We start from the raw sequence: 18365 nt of genomic DNA on the forward strand, positions 1-18365 counted from the left end.
ACATCCCTTTTTTTATTGTTCCCGACAAAAAAGCAGTTGAAAATTAGTAAGGAATACTTTTTTTTACCTAATTTTGACCGCAAAACTATTAAATTGAAAGATTATGAGCACAAAACAGAAACGTTTTATCTTACCAGAGGATGAAATTCCTAAATACTGGTACAACATACAGGCAGACATGAAGACCAAACCCATGCCGCCGTTGAACCCTAAAACCAAAGAAGCGCTGAAACCGGAAGACCTCTACCCCATTTTTGCCAAAGAACTTTGCAAACAGGAATTAAACCAGACAGACGCATGGATTGAAATTCCCGAAGCAGTGCGTGAAATGTACAAATACTATCGCAGCACACCATTGGTACGTGCCTACGGACTGGAAAAAGCACTAGGGACTCCCGCACATATTTATTTCAAAAATGAAAGTGTCAGCCCCATCGGCTCCCACAAACTGAACTCGGCTCTGGCCCAGGCATATTATTGCAAGGAAGAAGGCGTAACCAATGTCACTACAGAAACCGGTGCCGGACAATGGGGCGCCGCTCTATCGTATGCCGCAAAGGTATTCGGGCTGGAAGCTGCCGTTTATCAAGTAAAGATCAGCTATAATCAGAAGCCCTATCGCCGCAGCATCATGCAGACATTCGGAGCAACGGTCACCGCCTCTCCATCCATGTCTACCCGTGCCGGCAAGGATATCATTACCCGTAATCCCAATTATCAAGGTTCACTGGGAACAGCCATCTCCGAAGCTATCGAACTGGCAATGAGCACTCCCAACTGTAAATATACACTAGGGTCGGTATTAAGCCATGTCACACTGCATCAAACGGTTATCGGTCTGGAAGCCGAAAAGCAAATGGAAATGGCAGGCGAATATCCCGACATGATTATCGGTTGCTTTGGTGGCGGTTCCAATTTTGGAGGAATCTGCTTCCCCTTTATGCGCCACACTATCCTGAATGGGAAACAAACCCGATACATTGCTGCCGAACCGGCTTCGTGCCCGAAACTGACCCGTGGTAAATTCCAGTATGACTTTGGCGACGAAGCCGGATATACCCCGTTGCTGCCCATGTTTACACTGGGGCATAATTTCTCTCCGGCCAATATCCATGCGGGAGGTCTCCGTTATCACGGTGCAGGTGTCATCGTTTCACAATTATTGAAAGACAATCTGATGGAAGCGGTTGATATCCAGCAATTAGAATCCTTCCAGGCTGGTTGTTTGTTCGCACAAGCAGAAGGAATCATTCCGGCTCCCGAATCGTGCCATGCCATCGCCGCCGCTGTACGCGAGGCGAACAAGTGCAAAGAATCCGGTGAAGAGAAAGTGATCCTGTTCAACCTTTCAGGTCACGGGCTGATTGATATGGCCTCATACGACCAATACCTGGCAGGTAACTTGATGAATTATGAGTTAAAAGACGAAGATATCCAGAAGAACTTGGATGAAATAAAAGACATGTAATCAGGACATAAAATAAACGAAGGATACGGAAAGGATATATTATCCTATAAACTACGGCAAGCTAAGCGGTTGTATCCTTCAGGTTAAGGGTTCTTTTACTGACAACTTCTATCTCCCAAACTTGCGGAGTTAACTCCATAGCCTTTGGAGTTATCTCCATAAGCTTGGGAGTTAACTCCAAAGGCTATGGAGATAGAAAGGATACGTTCGTTTAAGCTTAGGGATAGGATAGAAAAGGCTTAACCATACAATGAAAGACACAAACCACTCTACCGGCGGGATATAACATTAACATAAGTTCGATATAAGAAATAACTCGTTACAGGATGGTTTTGAGTTAAATGACAAAAGGATTATTAAAATTCAATATCAGTCTTGCTCATATTCCTGTCAGTTATAAGCTAGTCTTATAATAAACTCATGTTATCATAAGAAAAAATCCGCGTTATCCCGCACAACCCGCACCTAAAAAATGATTCAAAACCACAAAATAACAGGCACTTCAAGCCTGTTTATAAAGAAAATGAACTATTTTACAGGATTATGTATGAAAAGTACAAATTAATTTCCCTTTTTATTCCTTTCTTTGCACAGTTACATCAATAATCCAAATAAGTATGAAAAACATCATGAAGCTTTTCTTGTATGCTGCATTACCTTTGGCATTAATTGCACTAGGCAGTTGTAGCTACCCTAAAAACATCACGTTCAAAGCCGACTCACAAACAGGGGCGCTAAGCGGACTTTATCTGACAAGCGACACTTCCATGAACTGGATCCTGCGTACGGATGGAACACAATACGAATGGGTGGACTCCCGCTATGGATGGGGATTGGGACATCTTCGGATAAACGGCACTGAATACTCCTGGAATATCCCGACAAAAAAACATGACACGAGCCATCACATGACCGTGAAATACCAGACAGGTGACATAGAAATAAACGTAGCCCGAAAATGGAACAGGGACGGGAACCTGGTAGAATCCTACGAATTCGCAAACACCGGAGAAAAAGACGCCGACTTACAGGACATTGCCATCAACACACCTTTCAATGACAATTATCCGGATGCCCGGACTTGCTACGAAGCCCGTTGCAATGCACATATATGGGCAGGAGGAAATGAAGCCTATGTCTATTGCACCCGGATGAGCGGAGCCCCCGGCGGATTGGGACTGATTATGGAAGAAGGTGCCATTAAAGGCTATGAAGTGAGGGAGCGCTCGCAGAAAAAAGGAAGCTCCAACTTCCGCGGTGTTTTCCAACTTAATCCACAGGACAAGACTTTAAAGCCGGGAGAATGTTATACCATACAATGGTTACTCCTATCGGCGGACAACTGGGATGAATTCCAAGCAAAAGCCATAGACAACGGTCTGATCATAGCCTCAGCAGACCGTTATGTAGTAGAAACAGGCGAAAAAATAAATGTTTCGTTCAAAAGCAACTGCCCCTCACTGAAAGGCAAGCTATTGCTGAACGGTAAAGAAGTGGCAGAAGTAAGCGGTGACAACATCAATTATACCACCATAATAAATGAACCCGGAGAGAAGATTTTCACACTGGCTTACGGGAACGGAAAGCAAACGTCGGTAGAGTGTCTTGCCGTCAGCAACTTTGACAGCCTGGTCAACCACCGGTGTCAGTTCATTGCCGGACACCAACAGTTCATCAAGCCCGGTGACCCTAGAAGCGGTGCCTTCATTGTTTATGACAACGATACCGAATCCCTTTACATCAACGGAGAAAGTGGCAGCAAACGCTCTGACTGCGACGAAGCCAGAGAAAGGGTAGCTATGGGGATTCTGCTGGCTCTACAATACCAACGTACTTCCGACAAAAAATTAATGGATGCCCTGAACAACTACGTATCTTTCATCCGCCGCATCCAGAAACCGGACTACACAACCAATTCCACCGTAGACTTCAAGAGCAAGAACCGGGGATACAACTATCCGTGGGTAGCCGATTTCTGGTTTACCATGTTCCGCACCACAGGCAATAAACAATATCTGAAAGACGGGTACGGCACACTGCGTGCACTGGTCCGTTATTTCAAGCATGGTTTTTATTGCATCAATATCCCGACCTACGGCTATACTCTATTGAAAGAAAACGGATTTACTGCCGAAGCGGACACTCTGCTGAACGATTTCAAATCAATGGCAGACGTATTTTGTGAAAACGGGCCTAATTATCCGACCTCCGAAGTCAATTACGAACAGAGCATCGTAGCTCCGTCCATTATCCATCTGCTGAATGTATATATGCTCACCGGGGATGAAAAATATCTGAAAGGGGCCGAAAGCCAGCTTCCTTTATTAGAATCATTTGGCGGAAAACAGCCCAGTTTCCACCTTTATGACATCGCTATTCGTCACTGGGATGGTTATTGGTTTGGAAAAGACCGGATTTGGGGAGATACCTTCCCACATTACTGGAGCACTTTATCGGGTATTGCCTTCCGTCTTTATGCCAAAGCGACCGGAAAACAAGAATATACAGAACGGGCCTTGAATATTTTCCGGAACAATCTATGCCTCTTCACCGAAGACGGAAGAGGAAGCTGCGCCTTTATCTATCCGGACAAAGTGAACGGACAAAAAGCTCATCTTTATGACCCGTTTGCCAATGACCAGGATTGGGCAATGGTATTTTGGTTGGAGTATGGCACGGATTTCAAGTAAATGAGGAGATGCCGAAAGTCCGATAGTGCTGTCATGTATTCAGCTGTAGGGGCAGGGATTGCCTCATAGCCGTCAAGCAAAGGAAAAACATCTACCGTAGAACACCGACCCAAAAGGGTCGGTTTCTTCATTTTATAAGTTTTAGATAACAGTCTGCAGGCTCCTCCAGAGTTCCGCTTCTCTCCCGACTTTATCGTCAAGAAGCTGCTTACAAGACCACGGTCGGTCATACTTTGGAAAGAGAACCTGCAACTGCTTTCGTACTATCAGGCAGATACACGAGCCTGCCCCTACGGTGGTGAAAATACTATTTGCCAACTCAGATTGACGAATATAAGTTTTTTTGCCTGCCCGAACTAACGGGCACGATCTTGGGAGAATATGCAAATCAGCCTATTTTCGGGCGAGCAAGCCTCGCTCTTACAAGCAAAATGATAGCTGAATTCCTTAAATATGTTTTCATCCAGCCACAAACTATGGTTCAAAGCTGCGAAGCATTTTAATCTCGTCCCGCCAAATGGTGTCATCGGGAGTTTCAAGAATAACGGGCATATTGTCAAAACGGGAATCCTGCATAAAGCGGCGGAAGAAATCAATACCAATCAGCCCCTTTCCGATACTGTCATGACGGTCTACCCGGCTACCCAATGGTTTCTTTGAGTCATTCAAGTGAATGGCACACAAATAGTTTCTCCCCACTACCTCATCAAACTCGGTAAAGACCCGGTCATATTCATTCACAATATCATAACCGGCGGTATAGGTATGGCAAGTATCCAGGCAAACTCCCACACGAGATTTATCCTCTACCTTATCTATAATATATCTCAAATGCCAGAATTCATTTCCCACATTACTTCCCTGTCCGGCCGTATTCTCAATCACAGCAGTCACACCGGTCGTCTTATCCAAAGTCATATTGACAGACTCGGCAATCCTGTCCAGACACTTCTCTATGGATATCTTGTTCAAATGACTTCCGGGATGAAAATTCAGCATTTTCAATCCTAAAAGCTCGCAACGCTGCATTTCGTCCAAAAATGCTGCACGACTCTTCTCCAGCCCTTCCTCGTCAGGATGTCCCAAATTTATCAGATAACTGTCATGAGGAAGAACATACCGGGCATCAAAACCTTCTTTCTCGCAGTTTTCTTTAAACAGAGTAACACTCTCGACAGACAAAGGTTTTGCAATCCATTGCCTCTGATTCTTTGTAAAAAGAGCGAATGCGTCCGCTCCTATCCCTAATGCATTAACGGGGGCCATTTCCACGCCCCCGCTTACGGATACATGTGCACCTATTTTTTTCATTCTCTTTCCATTATTGATAGACACAAAGATAGGAAAAATAAGTTAGAAATTATATTGCGCACTCAAGTTTATACGGTTTGCTTCACGGTTCACATCATTAAAATTCTCTCTCCAACCATGAAGATATTCCGCACCTACCTGCAAGTTATGACTTACATTCCAGAATACATTTGCAACCAGGTACTGACCTTTTTTATACTGAGTTTCATTAAAGTGAGCATAGCAATCTTCTGTAAACAGACGTGACTGGCTATACGTAGCCGATGCGAATACCCGTTTCGAGAAATTATACTGTAATCCGGCATACCATCCTTTCATGGGCAGTACCTGCATACGTCCGGACTCATCGGCCAAAGGAACGATATCTACATTCAAGTTGCTGATATCATTCAAATATTGAGCAATACCTCTACCATAAGTATATTGTCCGTAAAGCTGGAAACCACCCAGTCTTGCTGTCCCCGATGCCTGTATCCCCCAACCGGTCAATGACTTTGCCTTATTATTCACTTGATCCTCATAAGTCATACTTCTCAAGATTCCTCCCACACGTATATGACTAGCCTTTGCCCAAGAATACTGTACATAGGCAGGAATATCCGGCATCCTCTGCTTACCGATTCTCACATCTTGTGCCGGAGTACCGTCTACTGACGGCATTTCCACACCGACACCCACTTTCAAACCTTTCATCACATTGGCTTCATAACGCAACTGGGTGGCGCGATAGAAAGTCATCCCGTCAGGTCCTTGAAAATCAATAGTCGGAGGAGCTGCGGCAAGGTCCATAAACAATCCGGTATCATACCCCATAGTAAAGCCCAGGAAGGATAAATAAGCATTCTGCAATTCAAAAGTCTTTCCACTTCCACGGAAGTTTCCGGCTGTATAAACGATGAAGTTACCCAAATGCTTGGTTCTCCCCACCAACTTTAAAAAGATAGTGGAAGTGCTTGCATCCATCTGGAACTGATTACGGACAGACGTGGATCCCGGTTGCGGAATGAGTGCAGGGATAAAGTCAACGTCATCCACTATCCCATTAAAATCATATTCCATTGTAGTTTTCAAATAACCACCGATACCCAATGCAAACTTTCCCTGTTGGTCAGTAAGTAAAAAACGAGGAGCACGGGGATCATGGAAATGCGGACGTTGCGTTTCTTCAAATACATTGATTAATTCTTCCTTGCCATTTTTATCTTTTGAGATAATAACAACAGGTCCCGGTCCTTCCAGCTCCGGATAAAGTTTTTTTTGTTGCGCAAACATCGGCGTAACAATCATTGCGCCCAATACAAGGCAACTCATTGATTTAAAGATACTTTTCATAAAAGTTAAGTTTAGGTAAATAGTCAATTCAATGGACTATGAACAAAAAGTTTAGAAAAAAGTTTGGGAAATGTTTGCAAATTCAAAAAAAGTCACTACCTTTGCATCCGCAATCGAGAGAGAAATCCTCGATAAAAAGGATGGCCCGTTCGTCTATCGGTTAGGACGCAAGATTTTCATTCTTGAAAGGGGGGTTCGATTCCCCCACGGGCTACCAAATAAAAAAGCCATCGATAAATCGATGGCTTTTTTATTTGGTAGCCCTGCTTTGTGCAGGGTATGTCGGTATAAGGAATCAGTTATAATTCTTGGGGGATTAATCTTTGCTAATTCCCCTTTATGCATAGACCTTTGTAATCCATACAGAAAGAACCTCTTATCTACTACTCCACAAAATGAAGCCTTAAATGCTTTAATTTTTGCATTAAAAGCTTCCGCAGCAGCATTTGTTCTTCTGTTTACAAAGTAGTTTAATATCCGTTCGTAATGATTCTCAATGGAATTTGCAACCGTGGTAAATGTATCATAGCCAAACTCCTCAATTTCATTATACCAAAGTGCCAGTTTAACACGAACCACATCTTTATCTGTATAGTCTGAAAATATCTTCCCTAATCGCAGTGCTCAGTTTGAAAAGCCTATAGGTATATTAAATCTACACCGTTAGTTTGCATAATCTAAAAATAAAGAAAGGTATATCTCCGGCTCCCCTAAATAGCCTGTACTCCCAAGTAAGATTTCAATCCTGTGCTATCATTTTTCAAATAATAAATACCGGCAATATTAGAAAGCAAAATGGAATAGAGTCTGTCATAATGACAACATCTTGCAGCTTCAACTCCTTTGAAGAAATAAGTAAGTGAACGATAATAGTCTTTTTGGACATTCGATGCATAAAGTCCCAGCCCATTATATACGGAACATAAGGCGGAATCATTTTTATTACTTTCACCTATCAGCCTGGCCTGCCCTAAATGACTATAAGCCTCCTTTACATTTCCCTTCATCATATGGGCCTGCCCCAGACAAATATGAGAATAAATTACAGCGCCATTGTAATCCCGTTCATTATAACCCATCTCAAACAATTGTCGACCATAAAAGATAGCCTGATCATAATCTGCTTTATTCAGATAGAGAAAACTAACTTTCCGAAGCGCGTCTTTGTCTTTAGGATACTTTTTCAGATACTCCAACTGTACATTAATGGCATTATTTATGTCTTCTTGCGCCTCTGAGACAACGGACAAGAGTCCCAATAACATCACAACCATCCACAGTTTGAACATCTTCATTCCCGTCATCCTCCCTTTTCTTCTTTCCGCATACTGAACTCACAGCCACAATATTGCTGATTATAAAAATTATATTCCTTAATGATAGCAATGCGACGCTCACTCAATCCACCTTTACGCCAGTTCTGTTCCCAATAAGTGACATCCGGATAAGGAGCCGTAGCATATCGGCCCGCTTCCTCTATCTGTTCCAAACTTTTCCAACGGCTGGAAGCAAGCGTAGTAGTGATAACCGGGAATCCATGTTCGTGGGCATAACGTGCGGTTTCCTGCAGTCGCATCTTGAAACAACGCAAGCAACGGCCTCCTCTTTCAGGCTCTTGCTCCATTCCTGCCATTCGACAACGCCAGGCATCATGATCATAATCGGCATCTATAATTTCCAATCCCAAGGACTGGGCATACCGCGTACATTCGTCCTTGCGGATAATGTATTCCTCCAACGGATAAATATTGGGATTACAATAATAGATAACCGGAGTGACACCATGCTGCATCAAGCACTCTATGATGGCTGATGAACAAGGAGCACAACAAGTATGAAGCAACACTTTGTCGGCTCCTCCCGGAACTTCAAGCTGGAATTTCTTTTTCATACGGCAAATTTAATAGATATTTGCCATACTGACCAACGGTTCGTATAATTTTTCTATATCCTGCGCATCCATTTCTATCTCCACTTGATCACCGGGAACCAGGGTTTGCCCCTGAGGAAGTAAGTTTTTACGATTCCGATGTATACTACGAATGATACAATGATTAGGTAAAGCCAATGTATCCACTTCCTTTCCGTCAAAATAAGACCCATCCATTATCTCGACAAAAAGATGATAGCGGGCACCAGCCTCTTCGGAAGACTCCGGATTATGGCTACGGAACATCCTGTCATACAGCAATACATTGTAAGGTTTTATCTGTAACAATTCGGTGAAATAATAAGTCAACCCACCTACCACGATGGAAGGATAGAACACCTCGAAATGACCGGTAATCTCCGTTATCAGGACAATGGCAGTCAAAGGGGTACGCACCACAGCCACCAAAAAAGCCACCATCCCGATCAGCATCATATAACTCACATTCTCATACCCTATCCATCCGCGCTGTACCAATACCAACCCGAAGATTTGTCCCAATAATCCTCCCGTAACCAAGGTAGGAATGAAACTTCCTCCCGGCAAACCCGAAGAAAGAGAAAACAGCGTAAAAACAAAATGAATAAGCATCATGATAGTAAGCCACCGGATATCATGAGTTCCATTCATTCCCTGCATCATCAAAAACTGCTCTCCGCCACCTGTCAGATTCGTCTCTGTTAACGATATGGCATAAGCTATGATCAATAAATACAACATCTTGACAGGAATGGAGAGTTTCATGGCAGGTATCCTTTCTTGAAAGAAAGGAACGATGAGCGAATAAAACTTTGCAATGACAGCCATAAGGGCGGCAAAGATAATATAAAGCTCTGCCTGACGGATAAAAGATAAACCGGGAACGACCGCACTAATCAGATGATAAGGAGTCGTGGGGAACATCCAACTAGCCACTCCTCCGGCTACCACGCCGGCCAACAAGGTAGTAATGGCGGTTTTAGGCGCATCAAAACGCTCGATGGATTCTATTACCAGCAAAGAAGAAGACAACGGAGCGGCAAAAGCGGCAGACAAGCCCGCACCGGCTCCGGCAGCCAGCAATTGTTTCCGTTCCCCTTTCAGGATATGTCCCCAACGGGAGATAAGTGTTCCTATATAAGACCCTATCTGAACAGACGGCCCCTCGCGTCCCAAGGACAGCCCCGCACTGAGAGCCAACACACCTCCGCAGAATTTGGCCACCAGTTCCTTAAAAGGATGCTCATAACGGATACGACCGTTATTGGCCGCACGTGTCTGAGGAATACCGCCTCCGGCTATCAATGGCATACGTTTTACCAAAGAAGCGACAAAGATCAGAATCCCCCATAAGATAAAAAACAACAATACATGCCAATACCACGGATAATGCGCCGTGAAAAAAGTTTTCCGCACATCAAAGAAATACCAGAGAAGATAGTGATAAGGCACAGCAACCAGTCCCGTAAGCAGCCCCACGAATATGCTCACGAAATACAGACGGGCATCAATCAGCTTCAGTTTCCATATTTGCCATTTGCGCAGATTGCTCCACTCCTTCCACTTGTTTTTCCATTTCTCCAGTTTCATATCCGGAATAAACAAATGGAAAAGAGAAGGGTTTATTTAAACAATGGCTTTAATAGTTCCGGTATTTCTATTTCATTTGCTTTCAGCGCTTCCAAACATTCACGCCCTTTATCGGATAAAGTAAAATGCATCTGCCGTTTATCCTTATCCCCCAAATTACGGACGATTAATTCTTTCTCTTCAATGGAACGGATGACTTTAGAAGTATGCGAAGCAGACAGACCTGTGTTTTCCGATATCACACTGGCTGTCAGCGTATCTCCGCCAATGCAACAAAGTGCCATTGCCTCATTCAATGACACTCCATATTGTTCCATCAAGCGGGTTTCAAGTTCAGAGAGAGCCTTGAACAGCTCTCTCATGACACATATTGATTTTATTTTCTCCATGCAAATTTAAATAAACAAGTTTACATTCGCCTGTTCGGCACGGTTCATATAGGTTGCCACTCCGCCAATAGTCACATGATCCAGCAATTCCTCACGTTTCACACCCATTACATCCATTGACATCTGGCAAGCAATAAATTCCACTCCGTTCTGAATGGCTTGAGTACGCAGAGATTCCAGTGAGTCGATATTTTTCTTATTCATGATATATCGCATCATCCTGGCTCCCATTCCACCCATATTCATTTTAGACAATCTCAACTTTAAAGAACTGGAAGGCAGCATCATGCCGAACATCTTCCCCCAGATATCTTTCTTCACCGCAGGCTTGTCCAATCTTTTGATAGCATTCAGCCCCCAGAAAGTAAAGAAGATGGTCACCTTCTTTCCCGTAGCCGCCGCACCGTTTGCGAGTACAAAAGTAGCTAAAACTTTGTCCAGGTCGTCACTGAACAGAATAAAAGTTTTCCCTTTATCCTCCCGGCAAACCTCCGAGGAAGAAGATTGCGGAGTACTTTTCTCAACAATTACCTCATACTTTCCTGCTCCTGACTTTACTGAGACAAAACGGTTCCCGGTAGTCTGGCACCATGCTTCGGCATCGCGGGGGAAACCGGCATCCGTAGCGACAATCTCCAGACGTTCGCCGTCCGCCAGTTCTTCCATACTCTTCTTCAGCTTCATGATAGGACCGGGACAAGATATGCCACAAGCATCCACTTTTATTGCTTTCATAGAAGGAATGACGGAAGAGGCAATAGTATAAGCTTCAGCAGAATCTTTACTGTGTTCAGAATGATCAACTTTTGAAGAATCAGAACTTGAAGATCCGGAATTTGAGAACTCCTTCGGCTTGGGCAGAGGAGCCGTTGCCGCTTTATACAGTTTCAAACCTCCTATTAAATTCCTTACTTCCCCAAAGCCATTCTGTAACAATATATTAGAAGCCAGATACCCTCTCAACCCCACTCCACAATACAAATAGACCGGCTTATCCTGAGGAATCTCTTTCATCCTTTCGCGCATATCATCCAAAGGAATATTGACAGCCCCCTTCAAAGCACCGAGTGCAAATTCATCGGGAGTACGGACATCAACCAACGTAACTTTACTCAAATCGGCAGCCTGCAACTCGCGCCAATAAAGAGGCTTCATCTTTCCGCTCAGTATATTTCCGGCTACATATCCGGCTACTGCTACAGGATCTTTTGCCGAAGAGAAAGGAGGAGCGTATGCCTGCTCCAAAGCCATCAAGTCATATACAGTTCCGTTATGCTTAATCACTTGCGAGAATTCGTCAATACGTTTGTCCACTCCGTTATACCCCACAATCTGCGCTCCAAGTAATTTCCCGTTCACAGGAGAGAAGGTTATTTTAATGGACATCTGTAAAGCATCGGGATAATATCCCGCATGGGAACCGGAATGGATGGTTGCCGACAAATAATCAATGCCTGCCTGTTTCAACCGCTTTGCCGGAAGGCCTGAAGCAGCGACAGTCATATCAAAAATTTTGGCAATGGAAGTACCGACAGCCCCTTCGTATGTAACCTTATTTCCAAAAACCATGTTATCTGCCACAATACGCGCCTGACGGTTGGCCGGACCAGCCAGATAATTCAACCACGGTCTATCAGTCAGCGGATGACGGAACTCGATAGCGTCGCCCACCGCATAAATATGCTCGTCGGAAGTCTGCAAGTAATCGTTCACCTTAATGCCGCGCATCTCCCCTATCTCCAGTCCGGCCTCTGTCGCCAATGAGGTATTGGGACGTACCCCGATGGATAACAACACCATATCGGCAGGCAGCCTTTCGCCCGATTTAAAAATAACCTCCAGTCCGTTGACCGTGCGCTCGAAAGAAGCCACCGCCTTTTCCAGGTAGAGATGCACTCCTTTCTGCAACAAATGCTCGTGCACCAAAGAAGCCATAGAGAAATCAATAGGAGCCATGACTTGATTTGCCATCTCTACAACCGCCACTTCCGCACCGGCTTCCTGCAGATTCTCCGCCATCTCCAACCCGATGAATCCGGCCCCGATGATTACCGCCCGTTTCACCTTATGCTGCTGCAAGTAACTCTTGATAGCATCGGTATCATTCACATTACGTAGGGTAAAAATTCCTTCATTGTCAATGCCCGGCAAGGGAGGACGAACAGGCGACGCACCCGGAGAAAGCAATAATTTGTCATAACTCTCCGTATAAGTTTTCCCGTCGGAAGTACGAATATCCACTGTCTTATCGGCAGAATGGATGGCTATTACCTCGGACCGGGTACGCACATCTATGTTAAAACGTTTCCCGAAAGCCTCCGGAGTCTGTACAAACAATTTTTCCCGCTCCGCAATCACACCTCCTATATAATAAGGCAGACCACAATTGGCATACGAAATGTATTCTCCCTTCTCGAACAAAATGATTTCCGCCTGTTCCGTGTTTCTTCTGATACGTGCGGCAGCAGTTGCACCTCCTGCTACGCCTCCTATTACTATATACTTCATAATCGAACTATTTTATTTGATTTAATATTTTCCAATGGAAACTTTATGCAAACATACATGATATTTCTTATAATAAAAAGTTTCCTATGGAAAATATTATCAAGTTAACTCTTTTTAAGGAGAAAGAACATTCCGGGTATTAAATAGACAATCTCTATTGTTGTTTGATATTTTATTCCCTACCTTCGCAATAAATTTCAAAATAAATAAGAAATTGAATCGAACAGACACACATCATGTTATCTAAAATAGACTTGACGCAGGGAGGCATCACCGGCACTCTGCTACGTTTTACCTTACCTATGATTATAGGCTCACTGCTACAACAGTGTTACAACATAGCCGACACGCTGATTGTAGGACAATGTATAGGTTCCGGCGCATTGGCCGCCGTCGGTTCCGCCTACACGCTGATGGTTTTCCTTATTTCCATCCTGCTGGGATTGTCCATGGGAAGCGGAACCGTTTTTTCCTTGCAATATGGAGCCGGACGGACGGATTCCCTACGCCGTAGCATCTATGTATCCGTCCTGCTGATCGGCACAGTAACATTGATTCTAAATATAGCGGTTTTCGTCTGGATTCATCCCATCCTCAGGATATTGCAGATTCCCAAAGATATTTATGGCATGATGTATGATTACTTGTGGATTATCTTTTGGGGAATCGGCTTTACCTTTATCTATAATTTCTATGCGGCATTGCTGCGTGCCATAGGAGATGCCGTCACTCCTCTTTGGTTTCTGGCGGTTTCCGTTGTACTGAACATCGGGCTGGATTTGTTCTTTATCTTGCAGTTGGATTGGGGAATCAAGGGAGCAGCCATCGCCACGGTAGCCGCACAGGGAGTATCCGCTTTGGGAATTATGGGATATGCCTACGTGAAATACCCCGAACTGAGATTACACCGCAACGACCTGCATTTCGACCGTCACTGCCTGAAAGAGATCACTTCGTTCTCCGCACTGACCTGTGTACAACAATCGGTAATGAATCTGGGCATTCTCATGGTACAAGGATTGGTCAACAGTTTTGGCACTGTAGTCATGGCCGCCTTTGCGGCAGCAATAAAAATAGACTCGTTCGCCTATATGCCGGTACAGGAATTCGGAAATGCCTTTTCCACCTTTATTGCCCAGAACTTCGGAGCGAGAAAAGAGGAACGGATCCGCAAAGGAGTGAAAAGTGCCTTGATTACCACCGTTCTCTTCTCTCTGGTCATTTCCATTCTGGTCTTTTTATTCGCCAAACCATTGATGCTGATTTTTGTCCGTCCCCACGAAACGGAAATTCTGAACATCGGTATCAGTTATTTACGCATCGAGGGAGCGTTTTATTGCGGAATCGGGATTTTGTTCCTGTTATACGGATATTATCGTGCCATCCGTATGCCGGGAATGTCCGTAGTGCTCACAGTGGTATCGTTGGGAACCCGTGTAGCCCTTTCCTATTGGCTTGCCGGCATTCCTGCCATCGGGGTCATCGGAATCTGGTGGTCTATTCCTATCGGATGGTTTATAGCGGACGTCATCGGCATCATATATTATAAACAACTTAAAAAGGAAACAGCAAAGGAAGTACCAGCACCATGACAATGCCCATAATAATCTGCAACGGCAGCCCTACCTTTACATAATCCATAAAGGTATATTGTCCGGCGGGCATCACCAGCGCATTGGGCGGAGTGGAGAATGGAGAAGCGAAACACATACTTGCCCCCAGTGTCACCGCAAAGAGAAAAGGTACGGGACTTACCCCTATCTGCGTTGCACTTTGCATCGCGATAGGAGCCAGAAGCACTGCGGTAGCCGTGTTGCTGATAAACATCGTCATCAGGGAAGTAGTGAAATAAATACCCGCCATCAGTGCCAACGGTCCGTATGTTCCCAGTTCACTGACCAGACTGTTCGAAATGTATTCGGAAGCCCCTGTCTTTTCCAATGCCAGCGACATAGGCAGCATGGCCGCAATGAGTACGATGCTTTCCCAGTTAATGGTTTTGTAAGCCGCCTCCACATTGCGGAAACATCCTGTCAGTACCATCAGGATACCCGCAATCATCACTGCCGTCACCGGAGCTACCGGAATGAAGTCGAACACCATCATTGCCACCATCAGCACCATGATAACGGCAGCTACCGGTGCTTTGTAATCCAGCGTGACCTTTGCAGCCTCGGCCAGCGGTTGTCCCAGTACCACCCAGTCGGCATCCTCCTTGCTCAGCCGGGCGATATTGTTCCATGTACCCTGCACCAGCAACACATCCCCGCTATGAATCCGCTCATTGCCCAAGTCCTGCAACAAATATTCCTTCTTCCGGCGGATACCCAGTACATTCACATTAAACTTGTCACGAAAGCCCGCCCCCTTTATCGTCTGGTTTATCAGATTGGAGGAAGGCATCAAAACGATTTCAGCAATACCTATGTCATAAAAATCCAATGAATTGGCTGAGTTTTTCGCTTCTTCGGTAGTATGCTCGTCCAGCATCTCCAGCAGATAATCTTCGGCAAACAACTTTATTTTCTCAAAATCCCCCGTCACATACAGAATATCCTCTTTCTGAAGAACCGTACCGGGATCGGCCAGCTTCTGAGTAATTGTTTTCAGGAAGCGGTGTTGTGACATATCCCCACGACGCACCTCCAGTATATTCAATCCATACTTGCGCCGGATATCCAACTCTATAATCGTCTTTCCATGCAGCCGGGAGTCACCCACCACCCTCAACCGGAACAAATTACTGGATAGCCCGTATTCCTTCACCAACTGTTTCAGGGATTTGCCCGAATGAACATTGTCTTCCCCGTTTTTCCCCCGTTTCGAAAGAAACCATTTACTGAGCGGAAGCAACACCAAAGTACCCACTGCCACACAAATAATCCCTACCGGGAAAAAAGAGAAGAACGAAAGCGGAGGAAAACCGGCCGAAGTCAACGCATTTTGAATAACAAGGTTGGGCGGCGTACCAATCAGTGTCATCATACCTCCCATACTGCTGGCAAACGCCAACGGCATAAGCAGACGACTGGGATTCATGTTGGCACTGACTGCCAGACTGACCACGATAGGCAACATCAGAGCCACCGTACCTGTATTGCTCACAAAAGCCCCGATGGCAGAAGTCACCAACATTACAAGCAAGAATAATTTCAATTCACTCTTACCCGCTAATTTCAGAATGTGTGAACTGATCATTTTGGCAAGTCCTGTCTGGAAAATCGCTCCGCCAACCACAAACAGCCCCACCATCATAATGACGACCGAATTGGAGAATCCGGACAAAGCCTCGTCAGGAGTCAATATCTGAAAAATCAACAAAGCCACTAAAGCACAAAGAGCCACAAGATCCGACCGTATCTTGCCATTTACAAAAAATACTGCGGACAGTACAAGGATAATAATCGTAATGAGCATAAGTATTAAATTATTGTTTTATTCATTCGTTGTTGCATTTGTACAAGTTCTTTTTGCAAAATAAAAAATATATTCCGATAATAGAAACAAACCCCGAATGTTTTTGTTCTTAAAAGAACAACATGAACGACATTTTCATCTAAAATTTATGTATTTTTGTAGCCCTATAGAAAAGAACAGACATACAAATGATGGAAGAAACAACCTGCAAACCTGATTATTCGAATTCGATGGCGGAACATCTGGGTATCCGGTTTCTACCCTCCACCGAGGATGCGGTACATGCCGAAATGCCTGTAGACCATCGTACTTCACAACCCTTTGGTATGTTGAACGGCGGCGCGTCACTGGCTCTGGCCGAGATTGTGGCAGGGCATGGCTCCATGTCGCTATGCCGGGAAGGCGAATATGCCTGCGGAGTACAAGTAAGTGGAAATCATCTGTCGGCCGTGCCCGTCGGAGGCAAAGTATTCGCTACCGGCAAACTGATTCACCGCGGCAGATCCTCGCATATATGGAATATAGATATCACCACTCCACAAGGACAACTGGTTTCTACTGTTCGTGTCGTTAATTTCATACTGAAAAAGAAATGAATCTACCAGATATACATACGCAAAAATTATTGGATTGCCTGACACACAGCCGCCTCGGTTTCGCCCTCTACCGGTTACCTTGGACAGACGAATGCTACCTGGTATTGCAAACCTCGGGCGATGTGGAACAATTAGCGGACATTCAGGAACTGAATGGAAAGAAAGGATTTGTCATGGCTCCTTTCCGGATATCGGAGGAACATCCCTTGGTACTTATCCGTCCGGATGTCACCGCATACGACTGGAGCGAAATCAGCGAAGCACTGTCTTCACTGGAATGTGCGGATGCCCTGCTCACCTGCAAAAGCCGGCAAAGTGAACTCTCCCCTTTTGTTTCCGAAGAAACGGATAAAGAACAATATACCCGCGCATTCGGGCGTTTCATCACTCCCTTACAAGAGAAGCGGTTCCAGAAACTGGTTCTGTCACGTTCTTCCGCCAGACATATCGGAGATGATTTTTCACCACTCGGCGCTTTTGTCCGGGCCTGCAACAACTATCCGCGCATGATGATTTACCTATGCCACACCCCTGCTTCCGGAACCTGGCTGGGCAGCACACCGGAAATCTTATTAAGCGGACACGGCAAAGAATGGCACACCGTGGCCCTGGCCGGTACCATGCCGATGCAGAACGAAGTGATGCCGACAGACTGGGACAAGAAGAACCGGGAAGAGCAGGGCTATGTGGCTGATTACATCCGCCGGATCGCCAAAAGATTCGGCAACAAGATGACGGAAAAAGGTCCTTATACCGCCCGTGCCGGACAATTGGTACACCTCAAGACCGATTTTTATTTCTTGTTGAAAAATACAGACCATATAGGCGATTTATTGCAAGAACTCCATCCCACTCCCGCCGTCTGCGGCCTGCCCAAAGAGGAGGCTTTCCGGTTTATTCCGGACAATGAAGGGTACGACCGCAGTTATTATTCCGGATTCACCGGCTGGCTGGACACAGAGGGGCATACCGATATCTACGTCAATCTGCGCTGCATGGAAATAAAGCCGGGTGAAGCCATCCTGTATGCAGGAGGAGGAATACTGGCTTCCTCGGAAGTAGAATCGGAATGGATGGAAACGGGAGACAAGATGAATACGATGCGGAGCATCCTTCATCCTGACTTTATAAGTAAATAAATGGAAACAATTAAAG

General features: G+C 45.0%; 12 protein-coding genes, 1 tRNA gene and 2 pseudogenes. 6 read left to right on the forward strand and 9 right to left on the reverse strand.

The window, feature by feature from the left end:
* Positions 1-103: 103 nt before the first annotated feature.
* Entirely contained in the window at positions 104-1468 is a 1365-nt protein-coding gene (locus RE317_RS17365) for a TrpB-like pyridoxal phosphate-dependent enzyme (protein WP_005841771.1), read from the forward strand.
* A gap of 617 nt (positions 1469-2085) precedes the next feature.
* Entirely contained in the window at positions 2086-4158 is a 2073-nt protein-coding gene (locus RE317_RS17370; protein WP_008670971.1) for a hypothetical protein, read from the forward strand.
* A 474-nt stretch (positions 4159-4632) separates the two neighbouring features.
* On the opposite strand, the gene nfo is transcribed toward RE317_RS17370, so the two are convergent.
* Positions 4633-5469 carry a deoxyribonuclease IV gene (gene nfo / locus RE317_RS17375; protein ID WP_008670969.1) on the reverse strand — a complete coding sequence of 279 codons (837 nt, stop codon included), beginning with the start codon at positions 5467-5469 and terminating at the stop codon, positions 4633-4635.
* A gap of 42 nt (positions 5470-5511) precedes the next feature.
* Complete coding sequence (locus tag RE317_RS17380) at positions 5512-6801, reverse strand: DcaP family trimeric outer membrane transporter (RefSeq protein WP_005841764.1); 1290 nt, start codon at positions 6799-6801, stop codon at positions 5512-5514.
* Between the two features lie 142 nt (positions 6802-6943).
* Between RE317_RS17380 and RE317_RS17385 the strand changes: the two genes are divergently transcribed.
* Positions 6944-7018 (forward strand) — tRNA-Glu (locus tag RE317_RS17385).
* Between the two features lie 215 nt (positions 7019-7233).
* Here the strand turns inward: RE317_RS17385 and RE317_RS20995 are convergent.
* The 6 genes and pseudogenes from RE317_RS20995 to RE317_RS17415 all read right to left on the reverse strand — a co-directional run.
* A pseudogene (locus tag RE317_RS20995) lies at positions 7234-7380 on the reverse strand (transposase); the annotation flags it as partial.
* Positions 7381-7538: 158 nt separating this feature from the next.
* Positions 7539-8105 (reverse strand): annotated as a pseudogene (locus RE317_RS17395) (tetratricopeptide repeat protein); the annotation flags it as partial.
* Positions 8102-8692, reverse strand: coding sequence for an epoxyqueuosine reductase QueH (locus tag RE317_RS17400; RefSeq protein ID WP_005840472.1), 591 nt, complete (start codon positions 8690-8692; stop codon positions 8102-8104). The gene RE317_RS17400 and the pseudogene RE317_RS17395, both read right to left, overlap by 4 nt.
* A 9-nt stretch (positions 8693-8701) precedes the next feature.
* Complete coding sequence (locus RE317_RS17405) at positions 8702-10300, reverse strand: ClC family H(+)/Cl(-) exchange transporter (RefSeq protein WP_008670961.1); 1599 nt, start codon at positions 10298-10300, stop codon at positions 8702-8704.
* A 32-nt stretch (positions 10301-10332) separates the two neighbouring features.
* Positions 10333-10662, reverse strand: coding sequence for a MarR family winged helix-turn-helix transcriptional regulator (locus RE317_RS17410; protein WP_005840477.1), 330 nt, complete (start codon positions 10660-10662; stop codon positions 10333-10335).
* A 33-nt stretch (positions 10663-10695) separates the two neighbouring features.
* Positions 10696-13197 carry an FAD-dependent oxidoreductase gene (locus RE317_RS17415; protein WP_005840479.1) on the reverse strand — a complete coding sequence of 834 codons (2502 nt, stop codon included), beginning with the start codon at positions 13195-13197 and terminating at the stop codon, positions 10696-10698.
* A 236-nt stretch (positions 13198-13433) separates the two neighbouring features.
* Between RE317_RS17415 and RE317_RS17420 the strand changes: the two genes are divergently transcribed.
* Positions 13434-14789 carry an MATE family efflux transporter gene (locus RE317_RS17420; RefSeq protein ID WP_005848362.1) on the forward strand — a complete coding sequence of 452 codons (1356 nt, stop codon included), beginning with the start codon at positions 13434-13436 and terminating at the stop codon, positions 14787-14789.
* Here RE317_RS17420 and RE317_RS17425 read toward each other — a convergent pair.
* Positions 14752-16614, reverse strand: coding sequence for an SLC13 family permease (locus RE317_RS17425; protein ID WP_005840483.1), 1863 nt, complete (start codon positions 16612-16614; stop codon positions 14752-14754). The two genes, RE317_RS17420 and RE317_RS17425, sit on opposite strands and share 38 nt — an antisense overlap.
* A 188-nt stretch (positions 16615-16802) precedes the next feature.
* Between RE317_RS17425 and RE317_RS17430 the strand changes: the two genes are divergently transcribed.
* Entirely contained in the window at positions 16803-17210 is a 408-nt protein-coding gene (locus RE317_RS17430; RefSeq protein ID WP_005840485.1) for a PaaI family thioesterase, read from the forward strand.
* A complete protein-coding gene (locus RE317_RS17435; protein ID WP_005840487.1) occupies positions 17207-18349 on the forward strand; it encodes an isochorismate synthase in 1143 nt (380 codons plus the stop codon). Before RE317_RS17430 ends, RE317_RS17435 begins: the two co-directional genes overlap by 4 nt.
* Positions 18350-18365: the final 16 nt, after the last annotated feature.

This window comes from Phocaeicola sp. GP0067 (genome assembly GCF_031119655.1).
In the GTDB taxonomy this organism is placed as follows: Bacteria; Bacteroidota; Bacteroidia; order Bacteroidales; family Bacteroidaceae; genus Phocaeicola; species Phocaeicola vulgatus.

Excerpts from the sequence above, each read along its gene's own strand:
- RE317_RS17415 (WP_005840479.1), bottom strand. The coding sequence starts at position 13,197 with ATGAAGTATATAGTAATAGGAGGCGTAGCAGGAGGTGCAACTGCTGCC.
- RE317_RS17380 (WP_005841764.1), bottom strand. The coding sequence starts at position 6,801 with ATGAAAAGTATCTTTAAATCAATGAGTTGCCTTGTATTGGGCGCAATG.
- RE317_RS17400 (WP_005840472.1), bottom strand. The coding sequence starts at position 8,692 with ATGAAAAAGAAATTCCAGCTTGAAGTTCCGGGAGGAGCCGACAAAGTG.
- RE317_RS17420 (WP_005848362.1), top strand. The coding sequence starts at position 13,434 with ATGTTATCTAAAATAGACTTGACGCAGGGAGGCATCACCGGCACTCTG.
- RE317_RS17425 (WP_005840483.1), bottom strand. The coding sequence starts at position 16,614 with ATGCTCATTACGATTATTATCCTTGTACTGTCCGCAGTATTTTTTGTA.
- nfo (WP_008670969.1), bottom strand. The coding sequence starts at position 5,469 with ATGAAAAAAATAGGTGCACATGTATCCGTAAGCGGGGGCGTGGAAATG.
- RE317_RS17405 (WP_008670961.1), bottom strand. The coding sequence starts at position 10,300 with ATGAAACTGGAGAAATGGAAAAACAAGTGGAAGGAGTGGAGCAATCTG.
- RE317_RS17410 (WP_005840477.1), bottom strand. The coding sequence starts at position 10,662 with ATGAGAGAGCTGTTCAAGGCTCTCTCTGAACTTGAAACCCGCTTGATG.
- RE317_RS17365 (WP_005841771.1), top strand. The coding sequence starts at position 104 with ATGAGCACAAAACAGAAACGTTTTATCTTACCAGAGGATGAAATTCCT.
- RE317_RS17430 (WP_005840485.1), top strand. The coding sequence starts at position 16,803 with ATGATGGAAGAAACAACCTGCAAACCTGATTATTCGAATTCGATGGCG.
- RE317_RS17435 (WP_005840487.1), top strand. The coding sequence starts at position 17,207 with ATGAATCTACCAGATATACATACGCAAAAATTATTGGATTGCCTGACA.
- RE317_RS17370 (WP_008670971.1), top strand. The coding sequence starts at position 2,086 with ATGAAAAACATCATGAAGCTTTTCTTGTATGCTGCATTACCTTTGGCA.